General features: G+C 75.2%; 15 protein-coding genes. 4 read left to right on the top strand and 11 right to left on the bottom strand.

Features of this window, described 5'->3' with window-relative positions; all coding sequences use genetic code 11:
- Positions 1–165 precede the first annotated feature (165 nt).
- The 4 genes from HL189_RS11825 to HL189_RS11810 form a co-directional block, all read right to left on the bottom strand.
- Positions 166–1,335 carry an NAD(P)/FAD-dependent oxidoreductase gene (locus tag HL189_RS11825; protein WP_369133897.1) on the bottom strand — a complete coding sequence of 390 codons (1,170 nt, stop codon included), beginning with the start codon at positions 1,333–1,335 and terminating at the stop codon, positions 166–168.
- The gene (locus HL189_RS11820; RefSeq protein WP_369133896.1) at positions 1,332–2,597 is read right to left on the bottom strand and encodes an NAD(P)-binding domain-containing protein; all 1,266 of its coding nucleotides are present in this window, start codon (positions 2,595–2,597) and stop codon (positions 1,332–1,334) included. The genes HL189_RS11825 and HL189_RS11820 overlap by 4 nt, the downstream gene beginning before the upstream one ends.
- A gap of 48 nt (positions 2,598–2,645) precedes the next feature.
- Positions 2,646–3,221: an OsmC family protein gene (locus HL189_RS11815; RefSeq protein ID WP_369133895.1), complete on the bottom strand. Its 576-nt coding sequence runs from the start codon at positions 3,219–3,221 to the stop codon at positions 2,646–2,648.
- A 147-nt stretch (positions 3,222–3,368) separates the two neighbouring features.
- On the bottom strand, positions 3,369–4,415 hold the full coding sequence (locus tag HL189_RS11810) for a class I SAM-dependent methyltransferase (RefSeq protein WP_369133894.1): 1,047 nt from the start codon (positions 4,413–4,415) through the stop codon (positions 3,369–3,371).
- A 157-nt stretch (positions 4,416–4,572) separates the two neighbouring features.
- On the opposite strand from HL189_RS11810, the gene HL189_RS11805 reads away from it, so the two are divergent.
- Both HL189_RS11805 and HL189_RS11800 read left to right on the top strand, forming a co-directional pair.
- On the top strand, positions 4,573–7,410 hold the full coding sequence (locus HL189_RS11805; RefSeq protein WP_369133893.1) for a BTAD domain-containing putative transcriptional regulator: 2,838 nt from the start codon (positions 4,573–4,575) through the stop codon (positions 7,408–7,410).
- A gap of 146 nt (positions 7,411–7,556) precedes the next feature.
- Positions 7,557–7,814, top strand: a complete 258-nt coding sequence (locus HL189_RS11800) for a hypothetical protein (RefSeq protein ID WP_369133892.1) — start codon at positions 7,557–7,559, stop codon at positions 7,812–7,814.
- A 134-nt stretch (positions 7,815–7,948) separates the two neighbouring features.
- On the opposite strand, the gene HL189_RS11795 is transcribed toward HL189_RS11800, so the two are convergent.
- Complete coding sequence (locus HL189_RS11795; protein ID WP_369133891.1) at positions 7,949–8,554, bottom strand: dihydrofolate reductase family protein; 606 nt, start codon at positions 8,552–8,554, stop codon at positions 7,949–7,951.
- A 476-nt stretch (positions 8,555–9,030) separates the two neighbouring features.
- Here HL189_RS11795 and HL189_RS11790 point away from each other — a divergent pair, with 476 nt between their 5' ends.
- Complete coding sequence (locus HL189_RS11790) at positions 9,031–9,447, top strand: HPP family protein (protein WP_369133890.1); 417 nt, start codon at positions 9,031–9,033, stop codon at positions 9,445–9,447.
- 421 nt (positions 9,448–9,868) lie between these two features.
- On the top strand, positions 9,869–10,165 hold the full coding sequence (locus HL189_RS11785) for a hypothetical protein (RefSeq protein WP_369133889.1): 297 nt from the start codon (positions 9,869–9,871) through the stop codon (positions 10,163–10,165).
- A gap of 53 nt (positions 10,166–10,218) precedes the next feature.
- On the opposite strand, the gene HL189_RS11780 is transcribed toward HL189_RS11785, so the two are convergent.
- The 6 genes from HL189_RS11780 to HL189_RS11755 all read right to left on the bottom strand — a co-directional run bounded on the left by HL189_RS11780 (position 10,219) and on the right by HL189_RS11755 (position 14,947).
- Positions 10,219–11,235 (bottom strand): ribokinase, encoded by a 1,017-nt coding sequence (locus tag HL189_RS11780; protein WP_369133888.1) that lies wholly within the window; start codon positions 11,233–11,235, stop codon positions 10,219–10,221.
- A complete protein-coding gene (locus HL189_RS11775) occupies positions 11,228–11,839 on the bottom strand; it encodes an MFS transporter (protein WP_369133887.1) in 612 nt (203 codons plus the stop codon). The genes HL189_RS11780 and HL189_RS11775 overlap by 8 nt, the downstream gene beginning before the upstream one ends.
- Positions 11,840–12,164: 325 nt before the next feature.
- Positions 12,165–12,746 carry a DUF6529 family protein gene (locus tag HL189_RS11770; protein ID WP_369133886.1) on the bottom strand — a complete coding sequence of 194 codons (582 nt, stop codon included), beginning with the start codon at positions 12,744–12,746 and terminating at the stop codon, positions 12,165–12,167.
- A gap of 65 nt (positions 12,747–12,811) precedes the next feature.
- Positions 12,812–13,582 carry a PIG-L deacetylase family protein gene (locus HL189_RS11765; protein WP_369133885.1) on the bottom strand — a complete coding sequence of 257 codons (771 nt, stop codon included), beginning with the start codon at positions 13,580–13,582 and terminating at the stop codon, positions 12,812–12,814.
- 127 nt (positions 13,583–13,709) lie between these two features.
- Positions 13,710–14,486 carry a creatininase family protein gene (locus HL189_RS11760; RefSeq protein WP_369133884.1) on the bottom strand — a complete coding sequence of 259 codons (777 nt, stop codon included), beginning with the start codon at positions 14,484–14,486 and terminating at the stop codon, positions 13,710–13,712.
- Positions 14,483–14,947, bottom strand: a complete 465-nt coding sequence (locus HL189_RS11755) for a RidA family protein (RefSeq protein WP_369133883.1) — start codon at positions 14,945–14,947, stop codon at positions 14,483–14,485. The genes HL189_RS11760 and HL189_RS11755 overlap by 4 nt, the downstream gene beginning before the upstream one ends.
- Positions 14,948–15,059 lie beyond the last annotated feature (112 nt).

Raw genomic sequence — 15,059 nt, 5'->3', positions numbered from 1 at the left:
CGACTCCCCCGGATCAGGCGGCGCGGGCCGCGCACCCCCGGGTGTACCGGGGACGGCCCGACAGCACAACGGATCAGCGCGCGCCCTCGGGCAGCGCGCGGCAGGAGCCCTCGGGGGCCTGCCCGGCCTCAGGGTCCAGTGGTCCGGGTCGACCCGAGCCGCCGGTCAGGCCACCGCCGTCGGACGGCGGTCGAGTGCGAGCAGCGCCTCGATCTCGTCACTCATGGCGGCGCTGAGCTCCCGCAGCAGGTGGCGCAGCCGCTCCTCCTCCAGGGTGTGCCCGGCGACCTGCTCGGTGACCTCGAACAGGGACGTCGACAGCCGGTCCCGCTGCTGCTGGAACGCGGCCAGCGCGGCCGCCTCCGGCACCGCGCCGTCGAGCGCGCCGGTCAGGGCGAGCGCGAGCAGCTCCGCGTCGCGCAGCGCGTCGCTCATGCCGTGCGTGCTCAGCGGGTCCTTGTAGTAGCCGGCGTCGCCGACCAGCGCCCAGCCCGGGCCGCCGGCACGCCGCAGCCGGCCGGGGACGCCCCCGAAGCCGCGCAGGCCCTCGACCTGCTGCCCGCCCGCGACCCGCGCGGCGGCGGCCGGGGCTGCCTCGGCCAGCAGCTGGGCGAAGCGGTCGGCGCCCCTACCGGGCAGGCCGCGGAACCGGGGCGCTCCGGTGGCGGCGAAGGCGCAGGTCAGACCGTCCTCGGTGGGGATGAAACCGGCGGACGCCCGATGGCCGTAGAACCACTCGTAGCCCTCGGCGGGGAGGTCGGCGAGGTAGGTGTACAGCACACCCGCGGCGGCGCTGCCCTGCCGGTCGGTCGGGGCGGCGACCTGCTGGGCCACCGTCGAGCGGACCCCGTCGGCGCCCACGGTGATCCGGGCCGGGACGTCGAACGCCGATCCTGCCCGGTCCTCCGCGTGCACCCCGACGACCCGCCCGCCGGCCCCGCGCAGCAGGCCGGTGACCCGCACGCCGTGCCGGACCTCCGCCCCGGCCTCGACCGCGGCGTCCACGAGCAGGGCGTCCAGCGTCGTCCGGCGGGGGGCGTAGAGCGCGTCCACGCCCGCCGCCGGCCGCAGCGAGATGTGCGTGTCCCCGCTGACGTGGTGGAAGACCGTGCTGCGCACCGGCGGGACGCCCGCGGCGACCAGCCGGTCCAGCAGCCCCCACCGGTGGAGCTGGAGGACGCCGGCGCGCATCAAGGCGTGGGTGGAGAGCGTGTCGCTGCCGGCGGAGCCGCGGTCCAGGACGAGCACCCGGACGCCGCGGCGGGCCAGGTGGAGGGCCGTCGCCGCGCCCGCGACGCGCCCGCCGACCACCACGACGTCGTACCCGGCGGTCATGACCGGCCCCGCAGCGCGACGTCGGTCCGGGGCCGGCCCGGGCGCACCACGTCGAGGTGTGCGGCGACCAGTGCCGCGTCGTGCCGCGAGCCGCCGATGAAGGTGCTGTTCCGGCGGGTCTGGAAGCGCTGGCCGACGGTGAACAGACCGGGGACGGGGGTCATGCCGTACCGGTGCCGCAGCTCGCCGTGCCCGTCCAGGGCCTCGGCCGGCAGCCAGCGGTGGTCGCGGCGGTAGCCGGTGGCCCAGACGACGGTGCGCACCCCGGCCGCGGCCAGGTCCAGGCGGTCGACCGGCTCGGGCAGCGCCACCGCCGGCGGCGGGTCCGGTTCGCCGACCTCCTGCCCCAACCCGTGCGCGGTCACGTACTCGTCGATCCGCCGCAGCAGCCGGTGCAGCCGCGCGTCGGCGGCGCGGACGGCGTCGGCCAGGTCGCGGTCGAAGCTCGCCACCGCGCCGTGGACCGCGGTGAGCCGGCCGGTGACCCGGACGCCGGCGGCGCTGACCGTGCCCAGGTCCAGGCGGGCGCGGTCCGGGCGACCGACCAGCTGCAGGGAGGGCTCGCGCCGGGCCCGGTCGACGTCGCCGACGTCGTCCACGCTGCGGTCCAGCGCACCGAGGGCCTCCAGCCACCACATGACGTCCATGCCCCGGTAGCGGCGGGGCAGCCGGGTGTGGCTGCCGGCGGCGAGGACGACCTCGCGCCCGGCCCGCCGGAGCTCGTCGGCGATCTGCAGGCCCGAGGCCGAGGCGCCCACGACCAGGACGCCACCGTCGGGCAGCCGGCCGGGGTTGCGGTAGGTCGAGGAGGTCAGCTGGGTGATCGCCGGGTCCATCCCGGCGGCGGCTCGGGGAACGAGGGGGACCTCGCAGGCGCCGGTCGCGACCACGACGTTCGCCGCCCACCAGGTGTCGTCCGGGGTGGTGACGACGAAACCGTCGCGGGCGCGGGCCACCGACCGCACCGGCGTCCTCTCCAGGACGGGGAGACCGCAGGCCAGCGCGTAGCGGTCGAGCAGCTCGACGAGCTCACCGGCGGTCATGTAGCCCTCGGGGTCCGGGCCGCCGTAGTCGTAGCCGGGCAGCCGGACCATCCAGTTCGGGGTGAGCAGTCGCAGGGAGTCCCAGCGCTCGCTCCGCCACCGTTCCGCGGTGCGGCCGCGGTCGAGGACGACGTGGTCACGCCCGCCGGCGGTCAGGTGTGCGCTGATCGCCAGGCCGGCGTGGCCGGCTCCGACGACGACGGTGTCGACGGCGTTCATGGCGCTGCTCCTTCCTCGGCCGCGGCCGGCCGATCGGGGTGGGGCGGGTCAGGCGGTGGAGACGTCGACGTGCACCGGGACGCCGTGGGTGAGGACGTCGTAGACGGCCGACCGCCGGCGGGACTGCTCGACGACCGCGCGCAGCTGCTCGTCGCTGGCGTCGCCGGCCACCTCGAGGTGCACCCGGATCGCGGAGTAGCCGTTGCGCACCTCGCCGGACAGGCCGAGGACACCGCGCAGGTCGATGTCGCCCTCGACGGTGGAGGTGATCTCGTGCAGCGTGATCCCGCGGGCCGCGGCGATGTTCGCGACGCCGGCGGTGAGGCAGGCGGCGATGGCGTGCAGCAGGAACTCGACCGGGGTGGGCCCGTGGCCGGTGCCGACGAGCACGGTCGGGTGGTCGGCGTCGTAGACGAAGTCCTCGGTGCGGCTGGTGTCCTCCTGCAGGGCGCCGGAGAAGCCGCGGATGGTGCTGATGCTGTGGGTGCCGCTCACCCAGCGGTTGCGGGCGCGGAACTGGAAGGCGGCGATCTCCGGGGTCTGCTGGACCGCGTCCAGCGTCGCGAACAGGGTCGGGACGTCGACGCCGTTGCGGGCCGCGCGCGGGGTGGTCGTGCTGGTCATGTCGTGCTCCTCCGGATCGTCGGGGGCCGGGGCGGCCCCTCGGCGGAGAAGCTAGGAACGGCGTCTTCCGGCGTCCTTCCACCGGGCCGGGGCGGCCCGACGCGCGGTGGAAGGCGGCGGCCGGCCGGAGCCGGCCGCCGCCGCCGCTCACGGGCGGATCTCGTAGACCACGTTGAACGGGGTCTGCGCCACCCGCTGGAACCGGGTGAACCCGGCCTCCTCGGCGATCCGGCGCACCGGCGCCTCCCCGGCCTGGGCGCCCAGGGCGTAGCCGCCCTCCTGGGACAGCGCGTTGGGCGTGCACAGGAACAGCGAGCCCGCGTAGTAGAGGCGGCCCACCGGGTTGAGGGTGTCCTCGACCCGGTCCGGGGCGAACGGCTCGACGAGCAGCCAGGTGCCGTCCGGGGCCAGCGCCTCGCGCACGTGCCGGGCGGCACCCACCGGGTCGCCCATGTCGTGCAGGGCGTCGAACGTCGTCACCAGGTCGTAGCCCGAGCCGGTGAAGGTCTGCGCGGTCGACACCTCGAAGTCGACCCGGTCACCGACCCCGGCCTCCGCGGCGTGCTTGCGCGCCAGCCCGATCGACTCCGCGTGGTAGTCCGACCCGACGACGGTGGTGCGCGGGAACGCCTGGGCCATGAGCACCGAGGTGGAGCCGAGGCCGCAGCCCACGTCGGCGACCCGGCCCCCTGCGGCCAGCTTCTCCTCGACGCCGTCCAGCGCCGGGATCCAGGAGGACACCAGCTCGGCCACGTAGCCGGGCCGGTAGAACGCGTCGACGCCGACGAACACGTCGTCGTCGTGCTCGTGCCAGCCGATGCCGTCCCCGGTCCGGAACGCCTCGGTCAGCTTGGCCTCGGCCTTCAGGTAGCCCACGCCGACCAGGAAGGCGGCGGGCAGGTTCGGCCCGTTCGGGTCGGCCAGGCAGAAGGCCTGCTCCTCGGTCAGGGAGAAGGCGCCCGTGGCCGGGTCGTAGGTGACGTACCCCCCGGCCGCCTGGTTGCGCAGCCACTCGGTGAGGTACCGCTCGACGCACCCGGTGCGCTCGGCGAACTCCGCGGGGGTCGCGGGCCCCTCGGCGAGGGCCGTGTAGAGGCCCAGCCGGTGGCCGATCACCACCGCGCCGGCCGAGCCGACCGCGCCCGCGTCCGCAACGAACTGCCCGAGGAACTCGTGCACCTTGCCGTGGTCCATGTCGATCTCCTTGGTCGTCGGGTCCCGACCGCTGCCGGGACGTGCGGAACGGTGCGGGCCGGCGCTGTCACGGCGCTCGCACCCGCTGTCGCCGCGCTGCCGACGGGTTCCCGGCCGTGCCGGCAGCGCGGGATGCTCTCCTCCGGGGAGGTGGAGGATGGCCGCGAGGCAGGTGCCCCCGATGCGCATCGAGGTGCTCGGGCCGCTGCGGCTGACCGTGTCCGGGTCACCGGTGGACGTGCCCGGCACCAAGCGGCGGGCGGTCCTGGGCCTGCTGGCCCTGGCGGAGGGCCGGACGGTGACCGTCGACTCCCTCGTCGACGCGCTGTGGCCGGCGGAGGTGCCGGACTCGGGCCGGCAGGCGCTGCACAGCCACGTGTCCCGGCTGCGGGGGCACCTCGGCGCGGCGGCGGCCCGGCTGGAGACCGGCCCCGAGGGCTACCGGCTCGCGGTCGACGGCGAGGACCTGGACCTGGCGCAGGCGCGGTCGCTGCTGGCCGCGGCGCGCTCGCGGGCGCCCGCCGACCCGGCTGCCGCGACCGCGTTGCTGCGGCAGGCGCACGCGCTGTGGCGGGGGCCGGTGCTCGCCGACCTGGTGCACGTCGCGCCGATCGCGGCGGCGGTCGCGGAGTGCGGGCAGCTGCGTCGCGAGGTCACCGACGCCCTGGTCGCGACCGCGGTCGCCGCCGGCCAGGCGGCCGACGTGCTCGGCCTGGCCGAGGCCGCCGCCGCCGAGGACCCGCTGCGCGAGCCCGCCGTCCTGCTGCTGATGCGGGCGCTCGCCGCGGCCGGCCAGGCGCCCGACGCCCTGCGCGTCGGGCGGGAGCACCGCCGCCGGCTCGCCGACGAGGTCGGCCTCGACCCGTCGCCCGCGCTGGACGAGCTCGAGCGGGAGATCGCCGGCGGAGCCCTGGGGCCGGCGCCGGTCCGGTCCGGGTCGTCCGCGCGGCCGGCGACCGCGTTGATCGGCCGCGAGGCGCAGGTGGCGGCCCTGCACCGGCTGCTCTCGTCGGAACGGCTGGTCACCGTCGTCGGGCCCGGTGGAGTCGGCAAGACCCGGGTCGCCCTGGAGGTGGCGCGGGCGAGCGGGCCGGCGACGGTGCTGCTGCTGGGGCCGGTCACCGACCCCGGCGCCGTGCCGCACGCCCTGGCGGCGGCCCTCGACCTCCGGGTGGTCCAGGGCGACGTCCTGGCGGCCTGCCTCGCCGTCCTCGGTGACCGCCCCTGCCTGCTGGTGGTCGACAACTGCGAGCACCTGCTCGACCCGGTCCGCGACACGGTCGCGGCCGTCCTGGCTGCCTGCCCCCGGGTCTCCGTGCTGGGCACCAGCCGCGAGCGGCTCGGGCTCGCCGCCGAGCACGCCTTCCGCCTCTCGCCCCTTCCGGTGCCGAGCCCTGGTCAGGACCCGCTGCGGGTCGCCTCCGTGACGCTCTTCCTCGACCGGGCCCGCCGGGTGCGTCCCGGTCCGCCGCTGTCGCCGGGCGAGCTGGACACGGTCGCCGACATCGTGCACCGGCTGGACGGCATGCCCCTGGCCATCGAGCTGGCCGCCGGGCGGCTGTCCAGCTTCTCCCCCGCCGACCTGCGCGACCGGCTGGACCGTTCGCTGGACCTGCTCGGCGGCGGCGCCGGGCCGAGCGGGGACGCCCGGCACCGCACGCTGCGGGCCACGGTGGCCTGGTCCTACGAGCTGCTGGACGAGGACGAGCGACGGCTGTTCCGCCACCTGTCGGTCTTCACCGACGGCGTCGACCTGGACACCGCGGAGCGGATCGCCGCCGACCTGCACCTGGAGGGTGACCCGGGCAGCCTGCTGGCCCACCTGGTCGACGCGTCGATGCTCGACGCCGACCTCAGCGGCGGCACCCGGTACCGCATGCTGGAGACGCTGCGGGCGTTCGGCATGGACCGGCTGACCGCGGCCGGTGAGGAGGCGGACGCCGTCGACCGGCTGATCCGCTGGGCCGTCGACCTCGCCGCGGAGTTCGGCGCGGCGATGGACACCGAGCGCGAGCCGCGGGCGGACCGGGTCCTGCGGCGGGAGCTGGCGAACCTGAGGACCGCCTGGCGACTGGCCCGGGAGCGGGGTCGCCTGGACGAGTGCGCCGCCGTCGTCGGCGACCTGTTCGACGCGGTCGCCTACCGGGACCTGACCGAGATCCGTGGGTGGGCCGAGGAGCTCGCCGGGGACCCCGCGATCCTGACCCACCCGGAGGCGTCCGTCGTGCTCGGCACGGCGGGCGAGGCCGCCTACCACCGCGGCGACCGCGCCACCGCGGAGCGGCTGGCGCGGGCGGGCCTGGCCCTGACGACCGAGGACGACCCCGGCTCCTGGATCTGCCGGATGGTGCTGTCGGTCGTGGCGCTCGCGCAGGGTGCCCATGCCGACTCGGCCCGCCACGCGCTGGCCGCGACCGGGCTGACCTCGCGGCCCCGCGGGACGCACGGGATCGCCGCCCTGGCCACGGCGTACGCCGGGGACCTGGACGGCGCGCGGGCGCTGAACGAGCTGGGACGCGGGCGGGTGCGGTCGCCCTCGATGCAGTCGTGGACCGCCTACGTGCAGGGTGAGATCGAGAGCCTCGCCGGGGACAGCGGCGCCGCCGAGGAGGCGTACCTGCGGGCGATCGAGCTGGCCCGGAGCTCGGGCGGCACCTTCCTGGCGGGCGTGGCGATGGTCGGGCTGCTCGCCGGACGGGGACGCAGCGGCCGCACGCGCGAGGCGCTGAACGGCTACCGCGAGGTCATCGACTACTTCGAGCGCACCGGGAACTGGACGCACCTGTGGGCGACGCTGCGGAACCTCGCGGACCTGCTCCGTGGGCTCGGTGAGGAGCGGCCGGCGGGGCTGATCGACGCGGCGGCCGACGCGGCGCCGGACGCCCCGGCGGACGACCGGCGGCCGCGGGTGCCGCTGACGGGGCCGGCGCCCGGTCGCGGCGCCGTCCTGCAGCTGGCCCGGGAGGCCATCGCCCGCAACCTCGCCCGGCCGTGACCGGCCCCGCAGGTGTGCAGGGTCGACCCGCAGGTGGCGGGCTCCCGCCACCCAGGGTGGCTACTGGCGGGACGGGCGGTGCCCGACCGTTGAGTCAGGTCACCACCGGGGCGTCCGGTGGGCCAGCCCGACCAGGAGGTCGTCCCATGGTGCGTCACTCGCCGAGGTCGCTGGTTCCGGCGTCACGCCGTCCGCGCTCGCTGCACGAGGCCGCTGCGCGGAATGCCTGGCTCCGCGACCACCTGATCCGTGAGCACGGCCGGACCGAGCGGGAGCTCGTGGGCCTGGACCTCGAGGACCTGCACCGCTTCGAGCACGTCGAGCAGGAGCTGGGCCTGATCGAGCTCGGCCACCGGCACGCGGACGCGTTCGCGGACGAGGCCGAGCTGCCGATCCCCGCCTGAGCCGAGCCGGTTCCCCGGCGCGACAGACGTTCGGCACCGCCCGCCGCCAGGCCACGCCGGTTCCACACGGATCCGCTGATCGCGATCCCCAGGGCACGGCCCGGCGACGGTCCGGACCGGCGGACGGGGCGACGTCACGCAGGGGCGCCGAGCGGCGGGTGCTCGAGCACGCGGGGCTTGTACTCGACCAGCTGGATGCGGCCGTCGAAGGTGCGGTGCTCGATCATCTCGAGGGCGACGTCCGGATAGCCGTCGTAGATGCGTTCTTCGCCCGTGGCCCCGGTGATCACCGGGAACATCACGACCCGGAAGCGGTCGACGAGTCCGGCTCGTAGCAGGGACCGGCACAGGCTGAGGCTGCCGATCGTGCTGAGGAGCCCCGAGCCGCTCGACTTCAGGGCGCGGACCGCCTCGGCGGCGTCGTCGCGGACGAGCGTGGAGTTGGCCCACGTCAGTGGCTCCTCGAGCGAGGAGGAGAACACCACCTTGGACGCTCGCGTGAGCTCGTCGACGGACGCCTCTTCTTCGGGCCTGAACCCGTCCTGGCCATCAGGGACCTGGCCGGCGGCGAAGCCCGACATCAGGCGGTAGGTGTTCGCTCCCATCAGGTAGGTGACCTCGGGCTGCGCGCCCAGCCATGCGAGGTACTCCGGGCCCTCGAGGCCCCAGAACCCGGGCCATCCCTCTCCCGACGCGTAGCCGTCGAGTGAGGTGATGAAGTCGACGAGAAGCTCTGACATGGCGGTGTCCTTCCCTCGGGCGTCACGAGCTTGGACCGGCCGGCAGCCACGAGCTCATCGGCCGCGCTGTGGGATGACCGCCTGGCGATCGTCGTCTCGATCGAGGAGCCACCCTCGCCTCATGTCGGCGGCAGCCGGGAGCTGCGCGACTCACTTTCCGAGGCTCGGCAAGGCCACGGACAGCCTGTCGCAGGTAGATCGAGCGTGCCTGATGCGGGCATTGCTTGCGACCGGCAAGCAGGAGGGTCGAGATCGTCCGGTGCCCGACCTGTGGACCGGCACCTTTTCAGCGCATGGTGTAGGGCGAGCGGGGGCTGACGACGACGACGAAGGAGAAGACGACCATGAGAGCCTCGGCACACCTGCACAGAGCGGCGATCGACCGAGCGGACGTGGCGATGGCGCAGACCCAGCCGGCCCGTCCACGGGGGCCGACGACGCGATCCGGTCGCCGTGCGAGCACCGTCGCACGGACGATGGACCGGACCCCTCCGGCGCTGCACCAGAGCGCCGCGCTGTGGACGGCGCGAGAGCACCTGCAGCGAACCCGATCGCACCACCTGGTGGTGGTCGACGACCACCAGCGCCCCGTCGGGGTGCTCGACGACCGCACCATCGCCCAGGAATGGCCGCCGGAACCGATGGGCGCGCACCGCACGCCCCTGCACTCCCTGTTCCGCGACGGCGCCCAGCCGGGAGTGCACGCTCAGGACGACCTGGGGGATGCCGCGCGCGTCCTGCTGAACGCCCCGACCGACGCCGTCCCCGTCGTGGACGAGGCCGGACGGCTGGAGGGACTCGTCACGCTGCGGCACTTCGCCGAACTGGCCGCCGGCGGTGACCGTGACCCAGCAGCGGTCGGAGCCGCCAGCGGGTCGTCGGAGCGGAGCTGACGCGGGAGGTGCGCACCGCCGATGCTGGCCACCAGCGCGGCTGCCTGTCGGGATGACCGGCAGTCCGCATCGGACCGAACTGTCGCCGCGGCCGTACGGCGACGACGACGAAGGAGGGAACGCATGAACGACGTGCACAGTCGCGCATTCACCGATCCGAAGCGGGAACTGGAGGCGCCCCCGTTGTCCGCCCTGCGTTCCACCTTGGGCTTGGCGGTCGCGTCGGCCGTGATCCGGCCCTTCGGGGAGCGGACCACGGCTGCCGGATCGCGTCCGCGCCCCGCCGAGAACCCCGGACCTGGCGGGGCGGACGCCCAGGCGGTCCCGGGCGAGAGCGTCGGGCAGGGACGGCCGAACGGGTGAGTCCGCTCGTCCCGCGGTGCGCCCGACCTGAACGATCGACACCTGACGGAGGAACCCGGTGCCCACCACCTTCGACCACGACACGGCCCCGTCCCCGGCCCCGGCCGTCGTCGCTCCCCTGACCCTGAGCGACCGCTGCGACGCCCCCGCTGTCGTGGGCGGCAAGGACGGGAGCACCGGCCGAGGCGCCTGTGGCGCGCAGGGCTGCGTCCAGGCCGTGCTGCCCAGCGGCAGGCACCTCATCTTCTGCGCCCACCACGGCCGTGAGCACGAGGCCGCTCTGGCCGCCGCCGGGGCGGCCATCCACGATCCGACGGGCGCGATCGGCTGGACCGGAACGGCCGGAAGGGGCTGACCAGCTGCCGCGTGCCGTGGGGCTGGCCGCCGTCGTGCCCCGTCCGGGGCGCACTACTCCGCGGAGCGCGACGCCCCTTCGGCGACGACCTCGGCGGCCGACGACCGGGCCCCCGCCAGGGAACCGGTGAAACGGTCGAGTTCTGCGGCCGTGGGATAGGACTCCTGGGCCCCGGGTCGCGTGGCGGCGAACGACCCGACCTGGACCGCGAACCGGCAGGCGGTGCCGGGGTCCTCGCCCAGCGCGAGCCGGGAGGCCAGTGCCCCCAGGAAGGCGTCGCCGCAGCCGGTGGTGTCCACCACCTCGACCCTCGGCGCGGGTTCGGCGTGCACCCGTGCGGCACCGGCTGCGTCCAGGGCCAGCACCACCGCACCCGCCGAGCCGAGCGTCACCACCACGTGACGGGGGCCGATGGAGCCGAGCTCCTCCAGGACCCGCTCCCAGTCCGGCGCGTCGGGGCTCCCGAGCGCCTCGCCACCGACGAGGTCCGCCAGCTCGTGCTCGTTGACGACGAGCACGTCGACCAGCCGCAGCAGCCGCTCGTCCAGGTCCTGGAACGGTGAGGGGTTGAGGACCACCGTGGCACCGGCGGCGTTCGCCGCCTCCGCCGCGGCCTGCACGACCGACAGGTCGACCTCGAGGCACAAGCACAGGACGCTGCCGTCGGCGAAGAAGTCAGCGGCGGCGACGACGTCCGCTGCGGCGAACTGCGCGTTGGCGCCCGGGGACACGATGATGAAGTTCTCCCCGGACCGGTCGACCGCGATCATGGCCGTGCCCGTCGCCACGTCGGGCAGCCGCTCGACACGGCGGATGTCGACCCCGGCAGCCCGCGCGCGTGCGAGCAGGAGGTCGGCGTTGCCGTCGTCGCCGACCCGGCCCAGCAGCCGGACGTCGGCACCGAGCAGCGCGGCCGCCGCCGCCTGGTTCGAGCTCTTCCCGCCGGGCGAGACCACCAGATCCGAGCCGGTCACGGTCTCCCCGGGCCGGGGCAGGCGGGAGGTCCGCACGACCAGGTCGGCGTTCATCGACCCGACCACGAGCAGCGGGCCGCGGGCGCGGTCAGGCACGACCCGTCCCGGCAGCGGACCGGGACACCGGCGTGTGCTCCTCGGCGTCGACGGGACGTGGGATGAGCAACGAGGCGGCGAGCGCCAGCCCGATGATCACCGCGCCGGCGAACATGCCCGCCGAGTAGCCGGCCGCGGAGCCCGGGTCGTCGGACTCGAAGGCCGCCGCGGCCGCGCAGAGCAGGGCGAAGCTGAGCCCCGCGCCCAGGTTGAACGCGCCGGCGTTGAGGCCGGGCAGGAAGCCCGGGTTCTCCTTGGGCGAGAGGACGATCCCCAGGCCGTTCAGCATGATGTTCACGGTGCCGGCATAGGTGATGCCGACGGCGATCGACAGCAGCAGCACCAGCACGCGTGTCGTGGCGCCGGCGGTGAAGGCCAGCAGCAGCACGAAGACGAGCGTGCCGAGCATGCCGGCCCGCAGGACGGTGCGGTAGCCGATGGTCCCGGCCAGCCGTCCCGCGATGGGCCCCATCGCCAGCCCCGCCAGGGCGTACGGCGTCAGGATCCACCAGGCCGACTCACCGGCGCTGAGCCCCAGACTGGCCTCCGGGTCCTGCACCAGGGTGGGCAGCAGCCCGTTCATCACCGCGAACACGCCGGTCATGGCTCCACGTCCCGCACCAGCGGGCGGGGACACCCGGCGGCGATCGGCACCCCGGTCATGCCCATCACGGCCGACCGAGAGCGCGTTGCGGGTCACCTTCTCCAGGGTCTGGTTGCCCGCGACGGTCGTCACCGCTACCAGGTCGACCTCAGGGCTCCCGTGGCCAGCAGCAGGGCGACCGCGTCGTCGTGACCGGGGTCGCAGTCGAGGATGATCTTGCGAGCCATGGCCAGCCTCCGGCGACGGATCCATCGAGCGCAGCTGTGCCGGGACGAGGCACAGGGTCTCGATCATGGGGTGGTGGTCCGGTTCTCGAACCTCTGGGCTACCCGGCCTGGCTCGGCCAGCCCTTCGTGCCGACGTACCAGGTGACCGACGTCAGCACGGCGAGGACGAGCAGCGTGAAGAGCAGTCCGCCGGCCACCGGCAGGAACCATCCAGGAGCGCGCCGCGACCGGACCGCGGTCACCTTCACGACCAGGGCGCCGACGACGGCGCAGCCGAGCAGCCCGTGGACGAACGAGCGCGTGGACACCGGCGTGCCGTCCGGCAGCGTCCCGACCTCCAGCCCCAGGGACCAGAGGCAGTGGTAGGCGACGAACACCGACAGCAGGACGGCGATGATCCCGGTGGTCCGGTGCGCCGTGCCCACCCAGGACGGCGCCTTGACGCCGAGCTTGCCGTACATCCACAGCGCGCCCAGGAGCTGGACGACGGCGAGCACCCCGATCCCCGTCGACACCACGGTCTTCATGGCCAGGACGGTCGGGTAGCCGAGGGTGGTCGTGCCGTCGAGGGTCGGTTCGTGCAGCCGCCCGAACACCCCGACGAGCACCGCCACGACGGCGCCGGCGGCGAAGGCCGCCAGAGGGATGGACTTGCCCTTCTGAGCCGTGATGTGCGCCATCGGACCAGGATTCTCCGGGCGCTGCCGGTTGGGAATGGGCTCACCGCGCGTCGCCGTCCGGCGGGTCACCCGGTCCCGGCGCGGGCGACCTCCGCGGCGGCGACGACCGGTGGCCGGGGGCGCTCGACGAACCCCTCCTCGCCGACCCAGGCCGTGTAGCGGTCGAGCCCGAGCGCCGAGATCAGGCCGGCGGTCTGGGTCTCCTGCGCGGCCAGCGCCCGGACCTTGCGCTCCGCCAGGTCCGGCGGCAGCTGCAGGTCGACGACCAGCCGCTCGGCGGGGACGACGATCGGGTAGCCGGGCAGGTACACCCCGAGGTCGGAGTCCAGGTCGCGCCACCGGGCCACCCGCTGCTCGGGGAACGCGGCCTGCAGCAGCCGGGCGCCGGCCGGGGCCACCCGGTCGAAGGCGGCCGCCGTCCACGCCGAGACCGCCTGGTGGTCGGGATGACCGGTGATGCCGTCCGGTCCGAAGGTCAGCACCGTGTCCGGCTCCACCTCCTCGATCACCGCGCACAGCCGCGCGACCGCGTCCGCGGTCGGCACCGCCGCGCACGTCCCGTCCCGGTACGGGAGCCAGTGGTGCTCGGTCACCCCGAGCACCGCCAGGCAGCGCGCCAGCTCCCGGGTCCGCTCCTCGGCCAGCCGCTCCGGCGGCCAGGTCCCCGGGTCCGGGGTGCCGTGCTCGCCACGCGTCGCGGTGACGCACACGACCCGGGAGCCGCGGTCGCGGGCCGCGGCCATCAGGCCGGCGGACAGGTACGCCTCGTCGTCGGGATGGGCCCAGACGCCCAGGATCGTGCCCAGCTCCCCGACGTCGGACAGTGGTGTGGTCATGGTCGTCCCTCCTGGCTGCCGCTGACGGCAGCGATCCTGGCGGCCGGCGCTGGCAGGGCGCTGTCACGCCGCTGCCGCCGGGTGAGCGGCTCGCGCACCGGAGGCCCCGGCACCCGAGCCCGCCGGGTCAGGACGCGGCGACGTCGCCCATCCGGTGGGCGAAGTGGCCGGCGATCATGTCCGCCACCCGCTGCACGCACACCTCGCCGATGCCGCTGGAGAGCCCGTGCGCGTCACCCAGCACGCCGTTGGCCGAGAGCGCGGTCATCCCGTCGTCGAACAGGCGCCGCAGCATCTCGTCGTCCACCGGCCCGACGTGGCCCCGGACGACCCGGTCGGTCCGCACCTCGCCGGGGCGGAGGAACGAGTAGACCGATGACTCGGCGACGTCCGCGTGCCCGCCGACGTGGTCGGGGTCCACGCCCGCCTCCTCGACGGCCTTCTTCCACACCGCGACCAGGCCCTGCAGGTCGGCGAACACGATCACCCGGCAGTCCGGCCCCACCAGGTCGTCCAGCCGCTGCTCCATGTCCGCCAGCGGCGCGAAGTTCCCGCCGTGCCCGGAGAAGCACAGGATGGTGCGGAAGCCGTGCGCGGCGAGGCTCCGGCAGTAGTCGGAGTAGACCGCCTCGAACGTCTCCGGCCGCAGGCTGATCGTCCCGGGGAAGGCCATGTGGTGCGGCGAGACGCCGACCCGGATCGTCGGGGCCACCAGCGCCGTCCCGAGTCGCTCGGCGACCTCCCGGCCGAGCCGCTCGGCGTGCACGGCGTCCACGTCGAGCGGCAGGTGGGGACCGTGCTGCTCCACCGCTCCGCACGGGACGACGACGTCGCGCCGGCCCTCGGCGAGCGCCGTCCGGATCTCCTCGTAGGTCATCGCCTCGAGCAGCACGGGCGCCGTCACGACGCCACCTGCACCACGGCCTCGATCTCGACGGCGATGTCGAAGGGCAGCTCGGCCATGCCGACGGCGGACCGGGCGCCCCGGCCGGCGTCCCCGAGGACCTCGGCGAGCAGGTCGGAGCACCCGTCGATGACGGCGGGGGTGCGGTTGAACCCCGGCCGGCAGTTCACCATCCCGAACAGCTTCAGCACCTGCCGGACCCGGCCCAGGTCGCCCAGCTCCGCCCGCAACGCGGCCAGCAGCTGCAGCCCGGTGAGCCGTGCGGCCTCCCGCGCGGTGTCCGGGTCGAGCCCGCCGTCGCCCACCTTGCCGGTCACCAGGCTGCCGTCGGGTCGCACCGGCCCCATCCCGGACAGGAAGACCAGGTCTCCGGCCACCATGGCCGGGACGTAGTTGCCGCCCGGCCCCATCGGTGCCGGCAGCTCGATCCCGAGTTCGCGCAGTCGCGCGTCGACGTCCATGACCTGATCGTGGCCTGTCCCCGACGGGTTCGGGCAGCCGGCCGTCCGGGCGCGGCACTACGGTCCTCGGTCGTGCACCGGCCCGGGGGGACGCCCGCGGTCCCGGCACAGA

The organism is Modestobacter sp. I12A-02662 (genome assembly GCF_041028325.1).
In the GTDB taxonomy this organism is placed as follows: Bacteria; Actinomycetota; Actinomycetes; order Mycobacteriales; family Geodermatophilaceae; genus Modestobacter.
This window is presented reverse-complemented; position numbering and strand designations above follow the sequence as displayed.

What these genes read in the sequence shown, in the direction of transcription:
- HL189_RS11765 (WP_369133885.1), bottom strand. Translation starts at nt 13,582, where the DNA reads ATGACCACACCACTGTCCGACGTCGGGGAGCTGGGCACGATCCTGGGC.
- HL189_RS11810 (WP_369133894.1), bottom strand. Translation starts at nt 4,415, where the DNA reads ATGGACCACGGCAAGGTGCACGAGTTCCTCGGGCAGTTCGTTGCGGAC.
- HL189_RS11815 (WP_369133895.1), bottom strand. Translation starts at nt 3,221, where the DNA reads ATGACCAGCACGACCACCCCGCGCGCGGCCCGCAACGGCGTCGACGTC.
- HL189_RS11795 (WP_369133891.1), bottom strand. Translation starts at nt 8,554, where the DNA reads ATGTCAGAGCTTCTCGTCGACTTCATCACCTCACTCGACGGCTACGCG.
- HL189_RS11755 (WP_369133883.1), bottom strand. Translation starts at nt 14,947, where the DNA reads ATGGACGTCGACGCGCGACTGCGCGAACTCGGGATCGAGCTGCCGGCA.
- HL189_RS11775 (WP_369133887.1), bottom strand. Translation starts at nt 11,839, where the DNA reads ATGACCGGCGTGTTCGCGGTGATGAACGGGCTGCTGCCCACCCTGGTG.
- HL189_RS11790 (WP_369133890.1), top strand. Translation starts at nt 9,031, where the DNA reads ATGGACCGGACCCCTCCGGCGCTGCACCAGAGCGCCGCGCTGTGGACG.
- HL189_RS11805 (WP_369133893.1), top strand. Translation starts at nt 4,573, where the DNA reads ATGGCCGCGAGGCAGGTGCCCCCGATGCGCATCGAGGTGCTCGGGCCG.
- HL189_RS11770 (WP_369133886.1), bottom strand. Translation starts at nt 12,746, where the DNA reads ATGGCGCACATCACGGCTCAGAAGGGCAAGTCCATCCCTCTGGCGGCC.
- HL189_RS11825 (WP_369133897.1), bottom strand. Translation starts at nt 1,335, where the DNA reads ATGACCGCCGGGTACGACGTCGTGGTGGTCGGCGGGCGCGTCGCGGGC.
- HL189_RS11820 (WP_369133896.1), bottom strand. Translation starts at nt 2,597, where the DNA reads ATGAACGCCGTCGACACCGTCGTCGTCGGAGCCGGCCACGCCGGCCTG.
- HL189_RS11800 (WP_369133892.1), top strand. Translation starts at nt 7,557, where the DNA reads ATGGTGCGTCACTCGCCGAGGTCGCTGGTTCCGGCGTCACGCCGTCCG.